Source organism: Pantoea sp. S62 (assembly GCF_016658625.1).
Classification (GTDB): Bacteria; Pseudomonadota; Gammaproteobacteria; order Enterobacterales; family Enterobacteriaceae; genus Pantoea; species Pantoea vagans.
The window spans coordinates 70,149-87,148 of sequence record NZ_JACVVI010000018.1 but is presented as its reverse complement, the minus strand read 5'-3'; the positions used below and the strand labels follow the sequence as shown (position 1 = coordinate 87,148).

Below are 17,000 nucleotides of genomic sequence, written 5' to 3'. Positions count from 1 at the left end.
CTGACTCAGTCGTTAAGATGTGTGATGAGAACGTCCACCGTCAGGTGGTTGATGTATTCAGCCGATTTGGACAGCAGCGTTCCCATAAAGCGGTTGCGGTGCCCTGCGATAACGAGATCCACAGCCAGGTCTGCGATGCACTTCTCCACGTCCTCAAAACGGCGCATGGTCACGAGCTCGCGGGTGTCCACGTCGTCCGGCACGGAGGCCGCCAGTTCGCTCATGAACGCTTTGGCTTTCACGACCTCCTCCGATACGGCATCGTCCATCAGGCCGTCGGAAACGTAGTTCATTTCCCGGTAGTCATCGCTGATGTGGGCCAGGGTGATTTTCATACCAAGCGGCCCGGCGAGCGACACCGCCCGGTTCAGCAGCAGGGTGCCGTCTTCTTTATCGTTCACGAGTATCAGTGCGTGGGTATAACAGGTCATGATGAACTCCCGGCTGGGTTAAGGCGGGCGTCGAGCCACGGCAGAAGCTGTTTTTTTCTGCTGAGCATGCCCGGTATTGAACAGGAGGCCGCGTGAACGCTCTCCCGTCCGGCAAAATAGAGCGTGGAAAAACCGGCGCGGATGTCGGTCAGCATCAGCTCCACCAGGCCGGCACCCGACTGGTCTGCCAGCCAGGCCATGGCGGTAAGCAGGTCATCCAGCAGGGCGGAAACCTGGTCCGGTGAGCTCACCTCAATCTGCGCAATGCGCACGTCGGTGCCGGCAATCACGAACGCCTTGAGGTCCCTGTCCAGCAGCTGCTGCGCGCTGAGGCCGCTGATATCAGTTTTTGCGATGAGCAGTTCGCGGGCGAAGGCTCTGCGGTTGACGCCGGACAGGACGCCCAGCTCAGTCGCCGTACGGACGTCATCTTCCGTCGTGACAGGCGAGCGCAGGTTAACGGTGTCGCTCAGGAGCGCGCCCAGCAGCAGCAGGGCCAGCGTGCGGCGCGACTCCGGGCTCATCAGCAGCCAGAGCAGCGTGGCGCTGCTGCCGATGGGCCTGATGTACACCTCCGGCGGGAGCCGCGTCACCAGCCCGCCCAGGCGGTGGTGGTCAATGATGCCGATGATGTTGCTCTGCAGAAGGTCGTCAGGTCCCTGTGCAGGTTCGGTGAAATCAACCAGCCAGACCGGTTCATTCCGAAGAGAGACCGTGAGCAGCGGCGGCAGCGTGAGTCCCGCCGCCTCAAAGATAAAGCGCGTCTCGCGGCTGGCCTCGCCGAGCCGCCAGGCCCGCGCCGTCTGGCCACGCTCTGTCAGCCAGTGCGCGGTTACCACGGCAGTACAGATGGCATCGCTGTCAGGATTTTTGTGGCCGAAAACGTGTATCACAGGTTCATCCCCGGGTTGAGGGAAGCATGCAGACCGCAAAAAGCAGGGACGGCCTGACACACCTCCTGAAAAAACAAGAGTGGTATCAGGCGTCATCAGCCCCGGACGGGGCGGTTGGGAAAGGTGGAACGCCATCACCTTGTCATTGCAGTATAGAACAGGATAAAAAACCTGTCAGCTCCCGCTTTTGCCTGTCAGCATTATCTGTGCCTGCCGTAAGACGGTGCGGATTTTCTCCGTGACCGACGGTCCGGCACACAGTGCCAGCGGGCTCGGGTGCGGCATGACAAGCACCTGTACGCCGGGGCGTGCCTGCCTCACCAGTGGTTCAGCGCGTGCCGCCACGGCACCGGCCAGCACCACCACCTGCAGGGCGGGCAGCAACGACAGAAGCGGTACCAGCAGGTCACATCCCGCCTTAACGTCGGCAGCAGAGGGTGTACTGCGGCCGCCGCCGCTTACCCAGGGCACCACGTTCCACAGCACACTCTGCCCTCGCGCAATGTCCGCTTCTGCCAGAAAACGTCCCAGATTCTGCTGGGCCGGGCCAGGATTATCGCGTGACACAAACCGCGGCGAGGGGCTGCTGAGCGCCGGCGACTGCAGCAGCACCAGTAACGCCGCACGCACGCCGCCGTCCGCCGGGTCAAACCAGGGCAGCTCCGTTCCGGCGGCCCTGAGGCCGCTGACCCACGCGTTCAGAGGAGCCACGTGTTCCGCACCGGTACCGGCCAGTCGCTGAGTCATCACCGCCTCGTCCAGCAGCGTGCCAGCCGTTTTCATGGTTTTTTACTGAGCCCGGCCAGGCAGGGGGACACAAACAGCCTGCCGCTCCAGGCACCCCGCACGGTTTTTACCGTGACCAGCAGCCACATGGCAGCCAGCATCACCACCAGAATCGCACCAAACCCCTTAAAGAAAGGCAGATCGATAAGGGTGGAAAGCTTCAGCGTGGTGACGGTGTAAACGCCCAGCGGGAACGTAAAGCCCCACCACCCCAGATTGAAGGGAATTCCGTCGCGGAAATAGCGCACGGTAATGAGCATCGCCAGCAGCATCCACCACAGACCGCAGCCCCAGAACAGAATGCCGGCCACGAATCCCACACCCTGCGCAATGTGTCCGATCTCCGGCATCCCTGCTGCGGCAAATATCGCCGGCGCGTCGCCGCCAATGACCAGCATGCCCAGCGCCCCCGTGCCTATCGGCCCCAGGGCCAGCCAGCTGGATGCGGCCATGCTCTCATGCGGCAGCTTGTGCAGCGCCATGCGCAGTAACAGAATCGCCAGGATGCTCAGCGCCACCGGCACGGAGTATGCCCAGAGCACGTAGCTGGTAATGATAATGCCCAGCTGCGCGTGCGTATCTGCGATGTGCGTAGCCAGCAGTCCCCCGCTCACGGCAGCCACCTCGGCTGCGACCACCGGCAGCAGCCACACCGCGGTCATCTGATCGATACTGTGCTGCTGGCGGGTAAACATCATGTACGGGATGCAGACGCCGCAGAGCAGCGACATCACCACGTCAAGCCACCACAGGGCGTGGGCAACCGGGATGACGTCCGCCCCCCAGCGCGGCAGCCCGAACGCCAGCAGGCCATTGATAATGGTGGCCATGCCCATCGGGATGGTCCCGAAGAACATGGACACGGTTGAATGGCCGAATATCCGCTTTGCTTCGTCAAAATACATTACCCAGCGGGCGATGTAGGTCAGTGCAAAGACGCTGAACAGCAGGATGTTGAACATCCATAATCCTTCCGCCACCGTCCGCAGCCCCGGGACCGGCCAGGGAAACTGCGCCAGCGCCAGTGACAGAATGCCGGTTCCCATCGTGGCGGCAAACCAGTTAGGCGTGAACTGCCGTATGGCCTCTTTAGGGCTGCTCAGCGCGCTCAGCGGCCGGGTGCCATTGTGCAGCGTAAAAATTTTGTCGTTCATGCCTGAATCTCCTTGGGTAACAGGCTCAGTATAGGCATGATGTGACATATCTTTAAAACAGGTTATATGTATATAACCAATCTGTTTTATTTGTTAATCAGATGTTCAGCGTGGGTACGGATCCCGGCGCAGTTCAGCGCCGGCCAATCTGAACAGCACCGGACTCAGGGCTGCGCCGGGCTTTTTACTGATGAGGTTACGCGGTTCTGCTTCAGATCCACCACGGCGATGCTGAGGTCCTTATTAAGCACCCATGCCCGGGAACCGTCTTTGCTGAAGACAATCGCCTGCCGGGGAGCATCTAATCCGCTGACGGTTGCGATCACCTTTCCCGTAGCGGTCTCTATGACTGAAAGGCTGTTATCGCCGAGGTTGCCGCTGTAAACGTACCGGTTGTCAGGCGTGAGGGCGGCACCGTACGGATCTTTACCCACGGGAATCGTGCGGGTGATAGCCCGCTTCTGCGTGTCCACTACCGCGATGGTGTTACTGCCGCTGTTGGCCGCATACAGCGTTTTGCCGTCCGCGCTGACTGAAATAGCCCGCAGTTTACTGAAGCCGGTTATCTCTCCCTGAACGGCGCCGGAAGCCGCGTCCACCAGGGTGATTTTGTCTCCCATGAAGTTGGTGACGTAAACGGTTTTACCGTCCGGGCTGAGTCTGATGCCCTGGCGGGGCTGTGCAAAACCGGTGACAACCGCAACCGGGCGATCGTGCGCCAGATCGTAGACTGAAAGCGTGCTGGCCGCCTCATTATTAACGTACAGACGCTGGCCGTCACGACTGATGGCCGTGCCGAACGCGCCCGGCCCCAGCGGCAGCGATACCGCGGTATTCAGCGTGTCGGTGCTGATTTTTTTCACCACACCCAGGCTGCTGTCTGAAAGATAAATGGCTTTTCCGTCGGGTGAAAAAAGCACATTCCGGGGAGTAACATACCCTTTCAGTACTTTTCTGACTTTCCCCGTAGCCAGGTCGTAGACAATGACCTCGGAGCGTTCGCTGTAAGAGGCTACTGCGGTTTTTTCATCCGGACTGATGGCAAGAGAGTTGTTATGAATGTCACCGTCGAATGTCCAGCGTGAACCCACTGCGCCAGCGGCGGCGCTGACCATAAGCAGTGCTGCTGCAGTCAGGCTCAGAATGGGGTGTTTTATGAGCATTAAGGGTATTCCTTACTGTTGATAAAAAGAGTGCCGGTCGCCCTGCTTTCCGGATCTGATTAATCATGGTCTGTTACACCCCATTCGGGAAATCGATTTTCTGATTAAGCCTTACCATCATTGCTGGAAATTCCATTCCACATAAATCACAGCATGTCACAGAGGGTCATGACGGCGCTTGAAGAGCTGACGCCTAAAGTCGAGCAGTATTCCATTGATGAGATGTTCCTTGATTTAACCGGCATTGACGGATGCGAAGACTTTGAGCACTTCGGTAAGCGCCTCCGCGCGCACGTTCTGGCCACGACCGGGCTGACGGTAGGTGTAGGCATGGGCCCCACAAAAACGCTGGCCAAAAGTGCACAGTGGGCCAGCAAAGAGTGGAAGCAGTTCAGGGGCGTACTGGCCCTGACGCCCGGAAACCCTAAACGCACCGCTACGCTTCTGCTGAACCAACCGGTTGAGGAAATCTGGGGTGTCGGGCGGCGTATCGCTAAAAGGCTAAGCATTATGGGTATCGAAAATGCCCTGCAACTGTCGCGCGCGCACCCTGCCCTCATTCGCAAAAACTTCAGTGTGGTGCTGGAGCGAACCGTACGTGAGCTCAATGGAGAATCCTGCATTCCACTGGAAGAGTTTGCGCCCGTTAAACAACAGATTATGTGTTCACGATCGTTTGGCGAACGTATTACATCAAAAGTCGCTATGCAGCAGGCTCTCTGCCAGTACGCGACGCGTGCATCCGAAAAGCTGCGGGGCGAACGTCAGTTTTGCCGGCGCATTGGTATTTTTATCCGAACCTCCCCTCATGCGCCAGGTGAAGTCTTTTACGGTAACAGCGCCGGCGAAAATCTCCGCATCCCGACGCAGGATACCCGAGATGTTATCGAGGTGGCCATGCGTTCGCTGGATCGAATCTGGCGCGAAGGCCAGCGCTACATGAAAGCAGGTATTATGCTCGATGACTTTACACCTAATGGTGTGAGTCAATTGAATCTGTTTGATGAGGACGGTCCCCGGCCCAACAGCGCGAAGCTCATGAAAGTCCTGGACGGGATTAACCAGTCAGGGCTGGGAAATTTGTGGTTTGCAGGTCAGGGAATTAATACCGATTGGAAGATGAAACGGCAGATGTTGAGCCCAGCCTGGACGACCAACTGGAAAGATATTCCGGTTGCCAAGGTTTGCTGACCTGAAAAGAAAGCTCAGCATCCCCTGCCCCGGTTTAAATCGGTAATGAAAAGGCAAACTCATTTGAGTTTTTGAGTAAAAACGCATATGAGTAGAGAAGTAGATGAGTAAATACATATTAATTCAAGCGCATGATTTAACTGACTCGAACTCAAAACACACAAATACTCAAATGTGTATTTACTCACTTTTCAGTAATTTATGAACATAAAGTATTCTGGATAGGTTGAAGTCCTTTTGCCCGTTCTGATGACAGCCTCGGCTGTGCGAATCATTGAGTCACCAAGAAAATACAGAATCGAGCATTATTCAGTCCAATTACTCAAATGAGTATTCACTCAATCTAATATTTACTCATTTGAGTATTTACACATCACTTATTTATCGCTGAGCTTATGGAAACGGCACAGAAATGAGTAAATCTACTTAAACTCAAACACACATTTACTCATTTGAGTGATTGAGTGATTGAGTGATTGAGTGATTATGCGAAATTTTCGGGAGATATCTTGCTGAGAAAACAGGGTCGAAATTGCGAGGGAGTTAAACTGTCTTCAGGCAGTTGACGAGTGAATTAGAATTGAATAGATATCCGGCATACTCACTTACTCAAAAACCCACTTGAGTAATTACTCATAAGTTCAAATGAGTGTTTGAGTAGGGGCCTAACCCCCGAGTATGCAGCCACGCTGAACATCAAAGGGGAGGGGAGCAAAAACACTAAAATGAGTATTTACTCATTCTCCTTTAACCAATCGTCAACGAGACTGCTGAGCACATCGGTGATGCTGATCCCTTTTTTGGCACAAGCTGCCTTAAAACGCGTGTGTTTATCTTCATCGAAGTTAACGTTCACTCGCTTTTGTTTACCTGAAGCAGATGGCATTGACTGGGACGAAACGATTTTATCAATGTCTCTGTGCGTACCAAACTTCATCGTTGGTGACGAATGTTTTTTCTCAAGTGCCATAGTAGCCTCCTCACATTTGAGTATATGAGTAATTACTCAAAAAGAGATACGATTTCTTTAGTAAGAATCTGGATTTCGCCCTGAGCTGATTTATCAGAGGTATCGAATACGCTTCCGCCTTCAAGAACAGACCTGACGTAACTCTGGCGCTGAGTAATAGCGGTTTTAAGTGATTTGATGCCCGTCTGGCTGATGCTCTCTTTAAGAACACCCAACATGGTTGCCTGCTCAATTTTGCGGGTAATCAGGAATCGCGCCTCAACAGGGCGATTGTACGCCTGGGCTTCAAGAACCGTGACTACAGAACCTGCGGCAGAAAAATCGAGAGGACTCGGCGTTACGGGGATCAGAATCAGATCGCTGACCATGACCGCAGCTGAAGTGATAACTGAAAGCGAGCCGGCTCCATCAATGATAACGTAATCGTACTCACTGAGTTCTTTGCGGACCTGATAGACATCTTTCTCAGATGACGCAGTGAAAACATCAAATGCAGCTTTTCCAGCGCTATTCCAGTTAGTCAGACTCATTTGCGGATCGGTATCTACTACAGCAACTTTTTTACCGCCACTGGCCAAGCAGGAGCTGACATTTATAGTCGCCGTGGTTTTACCAGAGCCACCTTTAGGATTCAGGAACGAGATAATCTTCATGCTCAAAACCTCATTTACTCATATGAGTGAAAGTGCATATGAGTAAACCACACATGAGTAAAAGCGTAAAGCTTCAAATACACAATTAATCATTTACTCAAATGAATAAACACTCATAAATCTAAATTTCTGTATAATAGAACTATTGAAGCATTTCGAGAGGAATTGATGTGCAGCGTTTTAAGACGATAGGGGAGGGGGGCAGTGTCTGTATCGTTAAACTGTTTAACAAGGCGAGGGGGACATTCCAGGTGCAAAAAGAATCCTCAGGGGTACTGAGTCAGTATGTCGTAAGACCTCTAAAATGAACGGACTGATTCGGTGGAAAGTTACAGAGTTTGAAAGTTCAATATGGTCCAAGGTCGCTATAGCGAGAAAGAAGGCGAACTTTGGCCCTAGGCCCTAGGATATAAGCTGAATAGAAAGATCATCAATACATGAAGAGCTTAGCCTTCAATAAAATTAAGCAGTGCCTGAGTGAAGTCATCTGTCTCCTGCTGAAAGCCCGACTCGACAATGCGGAAGATGTCTTCCCGCGTCATACCGTAACGATCGCGCTTCTGATGCAATTTTTTCCAATAAGCTTTTGACCCTGCGTTTTCAGGGACCACATCGGGAAGATTGTACACCCCATTTTCCGCTTTATACTTTCTGTATAGTTCATCCTCGATGTCATCAAATGGACTGAGAATGACATCCGGCCGGTGACCGTACTTTCCTGCGGCATCACCGTCCAGAACGGCTTTCGCGTTTTCTGGCTGGCAGATGAACTTACTATTCGCATTACGTCTGAGAAGATCTACGACGTTATCACAGCCGCCTATATAAATAACTTTGTAGCGGTTGCGTATCTGCTGCCCATTTAACCTGTAATTGATGTAATGCTCAAGCGTAACGTCTTCAGTGAATATGATTTTGTCATACCCCTCAAATCCGAACATCTCAAGCTGTATAAAGCTGTATGAAACCAGGTTATGAACTACTTCACCGCATTCATTTTTCAGATAAACAATTGGCGTGCCATTTTCATAAATCATTTTCATAATGGCAAGTGAATGTGTGGTAAAAAGTATTTTTTTATCCGTTTCCACGCAGATATTACGAACAGCGTTCATTAGAGAAACCTGTGCTGATGAATCCAGAGAAACGTCTATTTCATCTATAATAATTAGACGACTCGGAGAATTTATCATCTTAAAGATACTGATGACAAAAAACTCACCGGAACTGAAATAATCCTCTCGGATATAGCGGTCGTTATCCAGCGGGAGAAAATAATAGCTCTCCCCTTTAATTTTTACGACTTTCAGATTCTGAAATTTATTGTCATCTTTATAAACCAATTGCATAAACGCAATAAGATCCTGCGCATCCTGATAATCGCCCTTCAGGTACATTTCCCTTAACGTCATATCAATGTTGCCCAGCGCAGGAAATTCAGAAAATCGCTTTCCGTAGGGAATGGGAAGCTCAACGCTGATAAATGACTCATCCCGCATAATATCTCTGGTATCAAGATCCCCATCGCGGTAGCGGAAGGCGTACACTTCATCATTTAACGTGACATCAATCTGAGTCTCTTCGCTGATACTGAAAACCGACGAGGTTTTACTGATGATAGCCGTGTCCCTGAGCAGGGCTAGAGCTTTAATGATAGAGGTTTTTCCAACGCCATTTTTGCTGGTCAAGCAGACAAGCGGATCGCGTGAAAAATCGAATGACACGCTGATATCAGCAAGATGCTGCAGAGCCTTAATATTAACACTGACAATCACTTAAGTAACTCCTTTCCTCTAAGCAGCTTGCTGATAATGGCGTTACCGTACTTTCTGCGAAGATAATACAGATAGTCTTTATCAATATTGTTAATCTGGCTCAGCACCCCTGCGATTGACAGGATCGACGACATCTCATCCATTCCGGTGTAGTCCACCAGTTTTACCCGATCCGTTCTGAGCAGATGCAGTTTCACTTCAATATCCTTTTTTGTGATTTTGCTGACCGTCATTTTCCCATTATCCAGAATGCTGATCCCCAGAATCTTTCTCTCGTATTTTTTCGTAATAACTTTTGTTTTTTTATAATTGAGAGAGAGTCTGAGTACCGCGTCGGATGCCAGGATGGCCGAGAGGTCGGCAGCCATGCTTTCTTTATTTATTTCACTCTGTGAGGAAATAATCAAATCATCTGCATAGCGGCTGTAAATATACTCTTTTTGCCTGCAGTATGAATCAATAACATTGTCATAATCGTAGAAGCAGAAATTACTGACAGATGGAGAAGAGGCAAAACCCACAGGCAGTCGGTCATTTAATGTACAAAGATAAACAATTCTTTCAATATTATTTCTAACGTCTTCAGCATCCACTGAACTTATCTGATCGCAGTATTTTTCAAGTTTTTCCGATACAGCTGCGGAGGTGATAGACGGGAAGAATTTTGAAATGTCCGTTTTGAAAATAAATTCACTTTCACAATGCGGACGTACTGCGTCTGAGATATTGACTTCTTTCCGGTAAGAGAAAACAATATCCTTCCTGACGGGCATATCAGAAAAAACAAAGCGAGACAGAAAATTATGAATCGCCTTTATCCTGTCAGAACATTGATAAATTTCGGCATTATTTCTGTTCAGAGGAATAAGACGGGCTTCTTCATCCGTGCGGAGTTTATAAAAATCGGAAAAGTCTTTTTTGTTATTGAAGTAAGCGTTAAACACATTTTCCAAGCTGTTATTCTTCATAGATCCTCTACCTGTATGGGAACCTTGTGGCCCTCTGATAAAAGAGGGAAACAGAACGCCTTTCCAGGGCCCGGAAATTACTAAGGCCCCCGGTAATTTCTTAACGGGGGCCTTAGTAATTAACCTGACTATAGTGCCTATAGAGGCTTCCTGGTTGACCGGAGATACTCCAAGTCAGAAGCATGCTGTCATTATGACCCCGTACGCCTCCTTAATCAAGTCTGCGATCTTCAGAAGAAGATTCCTAAGTATCTGGTTAACAGACCGTCGGGGCTGTCGTTTGAGCCAACGGTTCCAACTTTATCCTTTTACGTCATACCTGGCTTTACCCCAATTATACCAAACGGCGGGATCTGGCCCGCAGGCCCTGTGGCGCAAGGGGAAGGGCGGTTTTCTGTGAAAAAAGGATCCTTTACGGGGTTTGGATAACCCGCTAATCTGCGGGTAAAACCAAAACCCAGATCCTTTTTCCGCGATTTATTGATCTGGCTCCCGCGCCCGCGGTGCGGGAAAATAGCGCAAAACCTCCCGGACATCGCTACGTGAAAATTAACGGATGAACAGCATCATTCCCCTGCAGAATTCATCAGAGCGCGTCACCGCGCTCGCCTTCGCGCCCGGCGCCGATTTTGCGACCGCGGTGGCGCTGCGGCGCATGGCCACCGCGAACGGCGACACCCCTTTCTATTTACTGGCGCCCGAAGTCGCCGCGCTGCTGCACTACATGCCCGACCGGCGCCACCACTTTCTGTTCAGCACGCTGTGGAACACCGGTGCGCGCATCGGCGAGGCCTGCAGCCTGACGCCAGAGTCGTTTGTGATCGACGGGCCGCGGCCATTCGTGAAAATTCTGTCCGAGAAGGTCAGGAGCCGGCGGGGCCGTCCGCCGAAGGACGCGGTGCGCATGGTGCCGCTCACCGATCCGGCTTACGTCCGTCAGGTCGAGGTCTGGCTCGCGAGCGAAAGACCGAGGCGCCGCGAGCCGCTCTGGCAGGTAACGGACGAGACCATGCGCAACTGGCTGAAGGCGGCGGTGGCGCGCGCCGCGGACGACGGCGTGCACTTTTCGGTGCCGGTAACGCCGCACACGTTCCGTCACTCGTACATCATGCACCTGCTGTACCACCGTCAGCCGCTCAAGGTGATACAGGCGCTGGCCGGGCACAAGGATGCACGATCGATAGAGGTGTATACGCGGGTGTTTGCGCTGGACGTCGCCGCCTCGCTGAACGTCACGTTCAGCGGGCAGGGCGCGGAAGCGGCGGCGGTGCTGAGAAGCCTGCCGCCCGCCTGAAAATCATTCATCAAAAGGAGAAATAAAAATGGAAGCTATTGTCGCTAAGGCGTTAGAGCTGATGGGAAAAGAAGGCGGATCCCTGTGGCTGATTTTGCCCGGCTTGCTTGTCGTGATGGCCATTCATGTTGTGCACGCCTTGCTCGTCAAAGCTGATCCGGCGGGAATTGCCTGCAGCGTAATATACAGTAAGAGGCGCAGACTGGAGCACATGCTCACCCTGGACTATCTGAAGGACGGCCCCGATACCCTTATTGAACGCGAACTCCGCCAGCGCAGCCTCTGGAAACTGACGCGCCTGTTCAGTTACCGGCTGCAGAATCTGGCGGTAGAGTTTGCCGTTCACTAGAATGTGCGCGCGAGCTACCTCTCACTCTGGCGTACCTGGCTCAGCGAGCGCGACGGTAAAATCCACTTCAGCCATATCTGGTATAGGAGAGCCCTGTGGATGTTCTGGGTGAGCGCAATAATCAGCACGGCAATCATGATTAACGTTCTGATAGTGGTATTCAACGGGTTGATTGCGTGGAAGGCCATGGTTATCACGTTCATGCTTGTCGTCTTCATCTGCTTTCCGTGGCTGATGTTCACGATGGTGCCGTTCTAGGGTGCGACCCGTGAAATGCTTGCCCGCCTGGAAGCCTTCAATGCCCTGAAGTGTGGATTGCCTGAAGGTAGCGAGGAACCGTGTCCGCCGTCGGCGGAAACAGTGACAGTGTAGCGGAATGGGGAGGGGAATCTACTTTCATGCAGCACCTTAAGACGGGATGCACGGCATTAAACTCAGATTGCCGCAGACATGAAAGTAGATACCTTTTCCCAGCACCTGATCCCGCCCGTTAATCACAGGTTCAACTTTTCACACCTATAGAAGACAAAACACGCCGGGGAAATCAATGTCCTCTTTTCACAATGCTTTCATGGTAAGTGTGTACTCACACATTTTGGTGTTCATTCCCCGCTATAACGTGGTTAAAAGGTATCTACTTTCATGCTGTGGTATATTGCCAGCATGAAAAACGCAGCCGATACAGCGTGCATCCTGAAAGAGTATCTACTTTCATGCAGCAACGGGAGGGGCCCAGCCGAAAGGTATCTGCTTTCATGCAGATGGGTTGTTGGCCGTCAAAAGGTATCCACTTTCATGAGATGCCTCCGGATGGGTGCGTGTTTTTCATGAAAGTAGATACCTTCATCGCGAATTCATCATGGAAGCTTATACCCCAGCAGTCGTCTGCATGAAAGCAGATACCTGTGCCATCAGGGAGGGGGCCTGCCGGAGGACGGGACACATGAAAGTAAATACCTTCCGGGGGGATCCGGAGAATATACATACCCGCAGGTAAGCGCTCATGAAAGTAGATACCTTCTGCGTTCACTTCATGAAACTAGAGACTTCTCTGCCTGTACATGAAAGTGAATACCTTTACGGGAAATCAGTGACCGGGTAACGCCTGAAGCTTGGGAGAGCGGCTGCTGATAACAAACTGGATCTCACGGCCTTTTTTCAGCTCGGTATAATCGATGTATCCAATCTTCTTCAGGTCGGCCATCGCGCGCCTGATGATCGAGTTCTGCAGCTTGACGGGAGACCCCATCGCCAGACGCTCTCTGAGGCGCTTCATGGAGATGTAGAGCGTACCGCCGGGCATACTCTCAAAATAGATGTAAAGGGACTGTGCTGCCTCCTTACGGGACAGCTCAGACAGCGCCTTGAGGCCCAGCAGCACTTTGTGATCGTAGCGGTACAGCTCCCAGAGGTTGCTGTCCGCCGTGATCTCCACCGTATCCGTATTCATGTTCAGCACCGCGCGCTGCACCAGGTGGGAGAACATGGATTTCTTACCATCCTTACTGCTGAAGGCGAGCGTCACGCTGGAAATGCTGAAAAGCGAGTCGTGCAGGCGCTTGCGAGAGCGGGCGTTGAGATCCGCAGACTTGATGCCGCACATCTTGGCGAACTCGGTAAACGGCAGGCGAATGGTTTCGCTGCTGTAGCCATAAGTGGAGAAGGCCATAATGATGCCGAGCCACGTTTTAAAATCCGTAGACATGCTCAGCTTGGCGCCCTGGATCTTGATATCCGTATAACCTTCGCGTTTTGCCACCTCAAGGCTTGATAGCTCGTCGGACGCGTCGATCAGAAAGTCACGCTTTCCTTTTTCCTTGGGTGCTACGGGTGTGAAAACGCTCAGACGCAGCAATGCCACCGGCTGAACGGTTTTGTTGCTGTTCGGCTCCAGTAGATAAACTGTTTCTGAATCCTTTTTAACGATCGCAAAAGGATTATTTATGTCTATGACTTTGTTATCGTTTCCCACTTATCCACGCCCACAGGTCAGTAAGATCGCATTATCATGAAAGTGGATACCTTTATAGCATGAAAGTAAATACCTTTTCCATGAAAGTAGAGACCTTTTTCATGAAAGTGAATACCTTTTTCATGAAAGTAAATACCTTCTTCATGAAAGTAGATACCCAAAGTAGTATTTTTCCCAGTTAGATCATTAAGATAGAGCGCTGGTGATCTCTTTTGATCTTTTAATGATCTCAATATGATCTTCTTATGATCTTAAAAGAATTGATCTATCCGGTGGATATGTTGATAAAAGCATAAGTCAGCCGCGCCTGACGGCTTGCCCAACGCCTTACGACCAAACAGTAAACAGTATGGCCGCTCACCATTATCGATAAATTCAAACAGAGCATCTGATTATGGTGTGCCAACACTAACTTTTTGATTTAGGCCCAATGACCTTGGATAACTAGAGGGTTGAATCGTGGCATTTTAAATCTCAATATCTCTGCATCCTGTCTGCTTTTCAGGGCGTCATTAAAATGGAGGGAGGGGGAAATTCAGATCTCGTATCACATGTGTGCAAAATATAACCTTGAAATATGTGGCACGCTCTTTAGCCTCTCATTATCATCCAGTTAAGATTAATCCTATACAGAAGGAGCTGAGTAGAATGAAAGGTTCTGAATGGAATAAGTGGGACATGCATCTTCATAGTCCAATGACCTGGCTTGCCAATGGCTACACAGGAAATTGCGACACCGAAGCCTTCGTCAGAAAATTAGGAGAGCAACGGCTGTCCCTAATCGGACTGACCAACTATTTTTACTTCTGTGAAAATGAGCTGGAAATAATACGGGATGAAATTGCCCGGCAGGACCTCAAGACTACCGTGCTGGGCAACGTCGAGTTTCGCCTCGATCAACAGAATAAAGAAGGGCAATACATCAACATCCACGTCCTTTTTTCTGAGCGGCTCAGCACCACCCGTATAAATGAAATTTTATCAAAGCTTCCGCTCAAGATTACTGATGGCAGCGGAAGGAATGTCTATTGCTGCGAAAAAGACGTGAAAGCAAGTGGACTGCGGGTTGACACTATTGTCGTTGACCTCAGCCAACTGCTCGAACACCTCAGCTCAACGCTGAGTCCTTTCAGAGAGTTCATCGTTGCTGTCTGCCCGAATGGTTATGGTGGCTATCGACCAGACGCAACAGGCCGTTCACAGATTATGGCAACCTGGATTGACCGGAAGGGTCACATCATTTTTGGCAATCAACGCGACAGGGATTATTTCCTGACCAACACGCGCTACGACGGAGCGTTGGTTAAGCCCGTTTTTCATTGTTCGGACGCTCACAAGGTGGAAACCATCGGTAGCGCCTTTACCTGGGTTAAAGCAAAACCTACATTTGAAGGACTACGTCAGGCAATTCTTGAGCCAGAAGGGCGTTTGCAGCTGGACGCAGACTGGCTGAACAAAAGGATACCTAAAGCACACTTCAGCCGTATTGATGTAGAAGGCACTATTTTCGACGGGCAGTCTATCCGTTTTAGAAAGCGAAGTATTCCGTTGAATCAGGATATGGTAGCTATTATTGGCGGCAGGGGCACCGGTAAGAGTCTATTGCTTGACGCACTGCGCTCACGCTTTGGCGGTGCCGCAGCATTAGGCAGTGATGAGCGTCAAGTCAGTGTTGAAAATTTGAGCATCGAGCTGGATAAGACAAATGGTGAAAAGGTGTTGTTTGATGTCCGAACTGACAGCTATGACTATCTGCACGTTTCACAGGGAGAAATCAAAACTCTTTGCCAGCAACCGGGCCTCATCAGTAATGAAATAAAGAAAATGCTGCGGCTTTCTGACAACGAAGTTGCTAACGAGCTTCGCACGGCGCTGGATGAAAACCTGAATGCCTATCGTGCGTTTCGGGAATATTATGGCGCTAGAGATGAACGCCAAAATCTTATTAATACTCGCGAACATCAGGCTGAGATAATCAGGATCGCCCAAGAGAAGATAAACACGCTTACCAGCGAAAAGAACAAGGCGTTGATTGAACGGTTTAAGGTTAACAGCCTTCGCGCTACCGCATTACAACAGGCTCTCGGTGCCGGCAGAGCTTTTATGCGGGAAACTGAAACCGCAGAGGCCACGCTGAATCTCCGGCTAACCGAGATGAACGCTGTTCCATCCGGCATAGTACCTGTACCGCCACTGGATCTGTCAGAGCATAAGAACCGGGTAGCTGCCTACATGGAAGCACTGCTGAATCAATTGACTCTGACAGATGATGATAACCGAAAAATTACAGTCGAATTCCGGGCTCAGGGAATCGAGCAAGACATCACGGGTGTGCTTGATAAAATACAGGGCTATCAACGTGAGATTCAGCACGCGCAGCTCAGGGATGGGGAGATTTTTCAGCGAATTACACAGTATTCCAGCGATCTTCAGCAACGATGTACTTTATCTGAGGCTTATGTACGCAGGGTACTTCAGCAGAAGTCATCGATTGACGCCAGCTTTGCCGCACTGGCTGAAAAACCCCATCTCACACCTGATCAGCAAGCGTTAATAAGTGAAATACTCACTGATGTAAGTATTTACGGTCAACCACATTTCAATATTTCAGCGTTTTATAACGGTATACTTGAACGGCTTAACCGCGGAAGATTCCGCACTGCAGGTGAGCAATCGGGTATCGAAAAGCTCACTCAAGTTCTAGGGGTAAGGGGCATTGAGGATTTTATTGCGCTCGTCAGGGGGAATGCCATCATTGAAACTCTCGAGGAACCCGGCAAAAAAATTACGTTTGAGGACTTTCTCTGGAAATCAGAGTTTTTCAACAGTCAGGGATCCTACGCGCTTCAGCGTTTCATCTATAGCCCGGAACACATCAGCAGCTACTTGACGGTGAGGGCAGGGTTTGAATACAAAGGGAAAACGGTTGAAAAACTGTCTGCGGGTCAGCGCGGTACGTTTTATGTCTGCCTGAAACTGGCCACTGATGCGTTCGGCTCGCCTTTTGTTTTCGACCAGCCTGAAGATGACCTAGATAACGACTTTATCATGCGCCAGCTGGTCCCACTTTTTCGCAAAATCAAACAGTATCGGCAGGTAATTATTGTGACCCATAATGCTAATCTGGTGGTTAACTGTGATGCAGAACAAGTGATCGTGGCCAGCAATGAGGATGAAGTAATCAGCTACCGTAGTGGCGCATTGGAGTACGGGGAAGAAGGGCACGATAACAGCATGCGTAAGGCCATTTGTGACGTGCTTGAAGGGGGGCGGCTCGCCTTCGAATCAAGAGAACAGAAATACGGGATGCGTTGAAGGTAGAATATGCAAGTGGACAGTCGGGAAGGTGTGCCCGATTGTCCTAAGCTTCCGGAACGTAAGGAAGTATAGCTATAAATAAA

The 17,000-nt window shown here is 50.8% G+C and carries 13 protein-coding genes, 1 pseudogene and 1 riboswitch; of the genes and pseudogenes, 4 read left to right on the top strand and 10 right to left on the bottom strand.

Annotated features, from left to right (window positions below):
• Positions 1-5: 5 nt before the first annotated feature.
• The 5 genes from IBT54_RS20850 to IBT54_RS20830 form a co-directional block, all read right to left on the bottom strand.
• Positions 6-431, bottom strand: a complete 426-nt coding sequence (locus IBT54_RS20850) for a universal stress protein (RefSeq protein WP_201252899.1) — start codon at positions 429-431, stop codon at positions 6-8.
• The gene (locus IBT54_RS20845) at positions 428-1,324 is read right to left on the bottom strand and encodes a DHHA2 domain-containing protein (RefSeq protein ID WP_201252898.1); all 897 of its coding nucleotides are present in this window, start codon (positions 1,322-1,324) and stop codon (positions 428-430) included. Before IBT54_RS20845 ends, IBT54_RS20850 begins: the two co-directional genes overlap by 4 nt.
• 79 nt (positions 1,325-1,403) lie before the next feature.
• Positions 1,404-1,472, bottom strand: a riboswitch (Fluoride riboswitch).
• Positions 1,473-1,498: 26 nt separating this feature from the next.
• Positions 1,499-2,107, bottom strand: a complete 609-nt coding sequence (locus tag IBT54_RS20840; RefSeq protein ID WP_201252897.1) for a uracil-DNA glycosylase family protein — start codon at positions 2,105-2,107, stop codon at positions 1,499-1,501.
• A complete protein-coding gene (locus tag IBT54_RS20835; RefSeq protein WP_201252896.1) occupies positions 2,104-3,264 on the bottom strand; it encodes a TDT family transporter in 1,161 nt (386 codons plus the stop codon). Before IBT54_RS20835 ends, IBT54_RS20840 begins: the two co-directional genes overlap by 4 nt.
• A gap of 164 nt (positions 3,265-3,428) precedes the next feature.
• Positions 3,429-4,427 (bottom strand): YncE family protein, encoded by a 999-nt coding sequence (locus tag IBT54_RS20830; RefSeq protein ID WP_201252895.1) that lies wholly within the window; start codon positions 4,425-4,427, stop codon positions 3,429-3,431.
• A gap of 147 nt (positions 4,428-4,574) precedes the next feature.
• On the opposite strand from IBT54_RS20830, the pseudogene umuC reads away from it, so the two are divergent.
• Positions 4,575-5,618: pseudogene (umuC, locus tag IBT54_RS20825) on the top strand (translesion error-prone DNA polymerase V subunit UmuC); the annotation flags it as partial.
• Positions 5,619-6,351: 733 nt separating this feature from the next.
• Here umuC and IBT54_RS20820 read toward each other — a convergent pair.
• The 4 genes from IBT54_RS20820 to IBT54_RS20805 all read right to left on the bottom strand — a co-directional run bounded on the left by IBT54_RS20820 (position 6,352) and on the right by IBT54_RS20805 (position 9,984).
• Positions 6,352-6,588 (bottom strand): plasmid partition protein ParG, encoded by a 237-nt coding sequence (locus tag IBT54_RS20820; protein WP_201252894.1) that lies wholly within the window; start codon positions 6,586-6,588, stop codon positions 6,352-6,354.
• Positions 6,589-6,620: 32 nt separating this feature from the next.
• Positions 6,621-7,241, bottom strand: coding sequence for a ParA family partition ATPase (gene parA / locus IBT54_RS20815; RefSeq protein WP_201252893.1), 621 nt, complete (start codon positions 7,239-7,241; stop codon positions 6,621-6,623).
• Positions 7,242-7,687: 446 nt separating this feature from the next.
• Positions 7,688-9,016 carry an AAA family ATPase gene (locus tag IBT54_RS20810; RefSeq protein WP_201252892.1) on the bottom strand — a complete coding sequence of 443 codons (1,329 nt, stop codon included), beginning with the start codon at positions 9,014-9,016 and terminating at the stop codon, positions 7,688-7,690.
• Positions 9,013-9,984 (bottom strand): reverse transcriptase domain-containing protein, encoded by a 972-nt coding sequence (locus tag IBT54_RS20805; RefSeq protein WP_201252891.1) that lies wholly within the window; start codon positions 9,982-9,984, stop codon positions 9,013-9,015. Before IBT54_RS20805 ends, IBT54_RS20810 begins: the two co-directional genes overlap by 4 nt.
• 556 nt (positions 9,985-10,540) lie before the next feature.
• On the opposite strand from IBT54_RS20805, the gene IBT54_RS20800 reads away from it, so the two are divergent.
• Together IBT54_RS20800 and IBT54_RS20795 are read left to right on the top strand one after the other, a co-directional pair.
• A complete protein-coding gene (locus IBT54_RS20800; RefSeq protein WP_201252890.1) occupies positions 10,541-11,278 on the top strand; it encodes a tyrosine-type recombinase/integrase in 738 nt (245 codons plus the stop codon).
• 28 nt (positions 11,279-11,306) lie between these two features.
• Positions 11,307-11,627, top strand: a complete 321-nt coding sequence (locus IBT54_RS20795; protein WP_201252889.1) for a hypothetical protein — start codon at positions 11,307-11,309, stop codon at positions 11,625-11,627.
• Positions 11,628-12,714: 1,087 nt separating this feature from the next.
• Here IBT54_RS20795 and IBT54_RS20790 read toward each other — a convergent pair.
• Positions 12,715-13,599 (bottom strand): RepB family plasmid replication initiator protein, encoded by an 885-nt coding sequence (locus tag IBT54_RS20790; RefSeq protein ID WP_201252888.1) that lies wholly within the window; start codon positions 13,597-13,599, stop codon positions 12,715-12,717.
• A gap of 648 nt (positions 13,600-14,247) precedes the next feature.
• On the opposite strand from IBT54_RS20790, the gene IBT54_RS20785 reads away from it, so the two are divergent.
• Positions 14,248-16,914 carry a TrlF family AAA-like ATPase gene (locus IBT54_RS20785; RefSeq protein WP_201252887.1) on the top strand — a complete coding sequence of 889 codons (2,667 nt, stop codon included), beginning with the start codon at positions 14,248-14,250 and terminating at the stop codon, positions 16,912-16,914.
• Positions 16,915-17,000 lie beyond the last annotated feature (86 nt).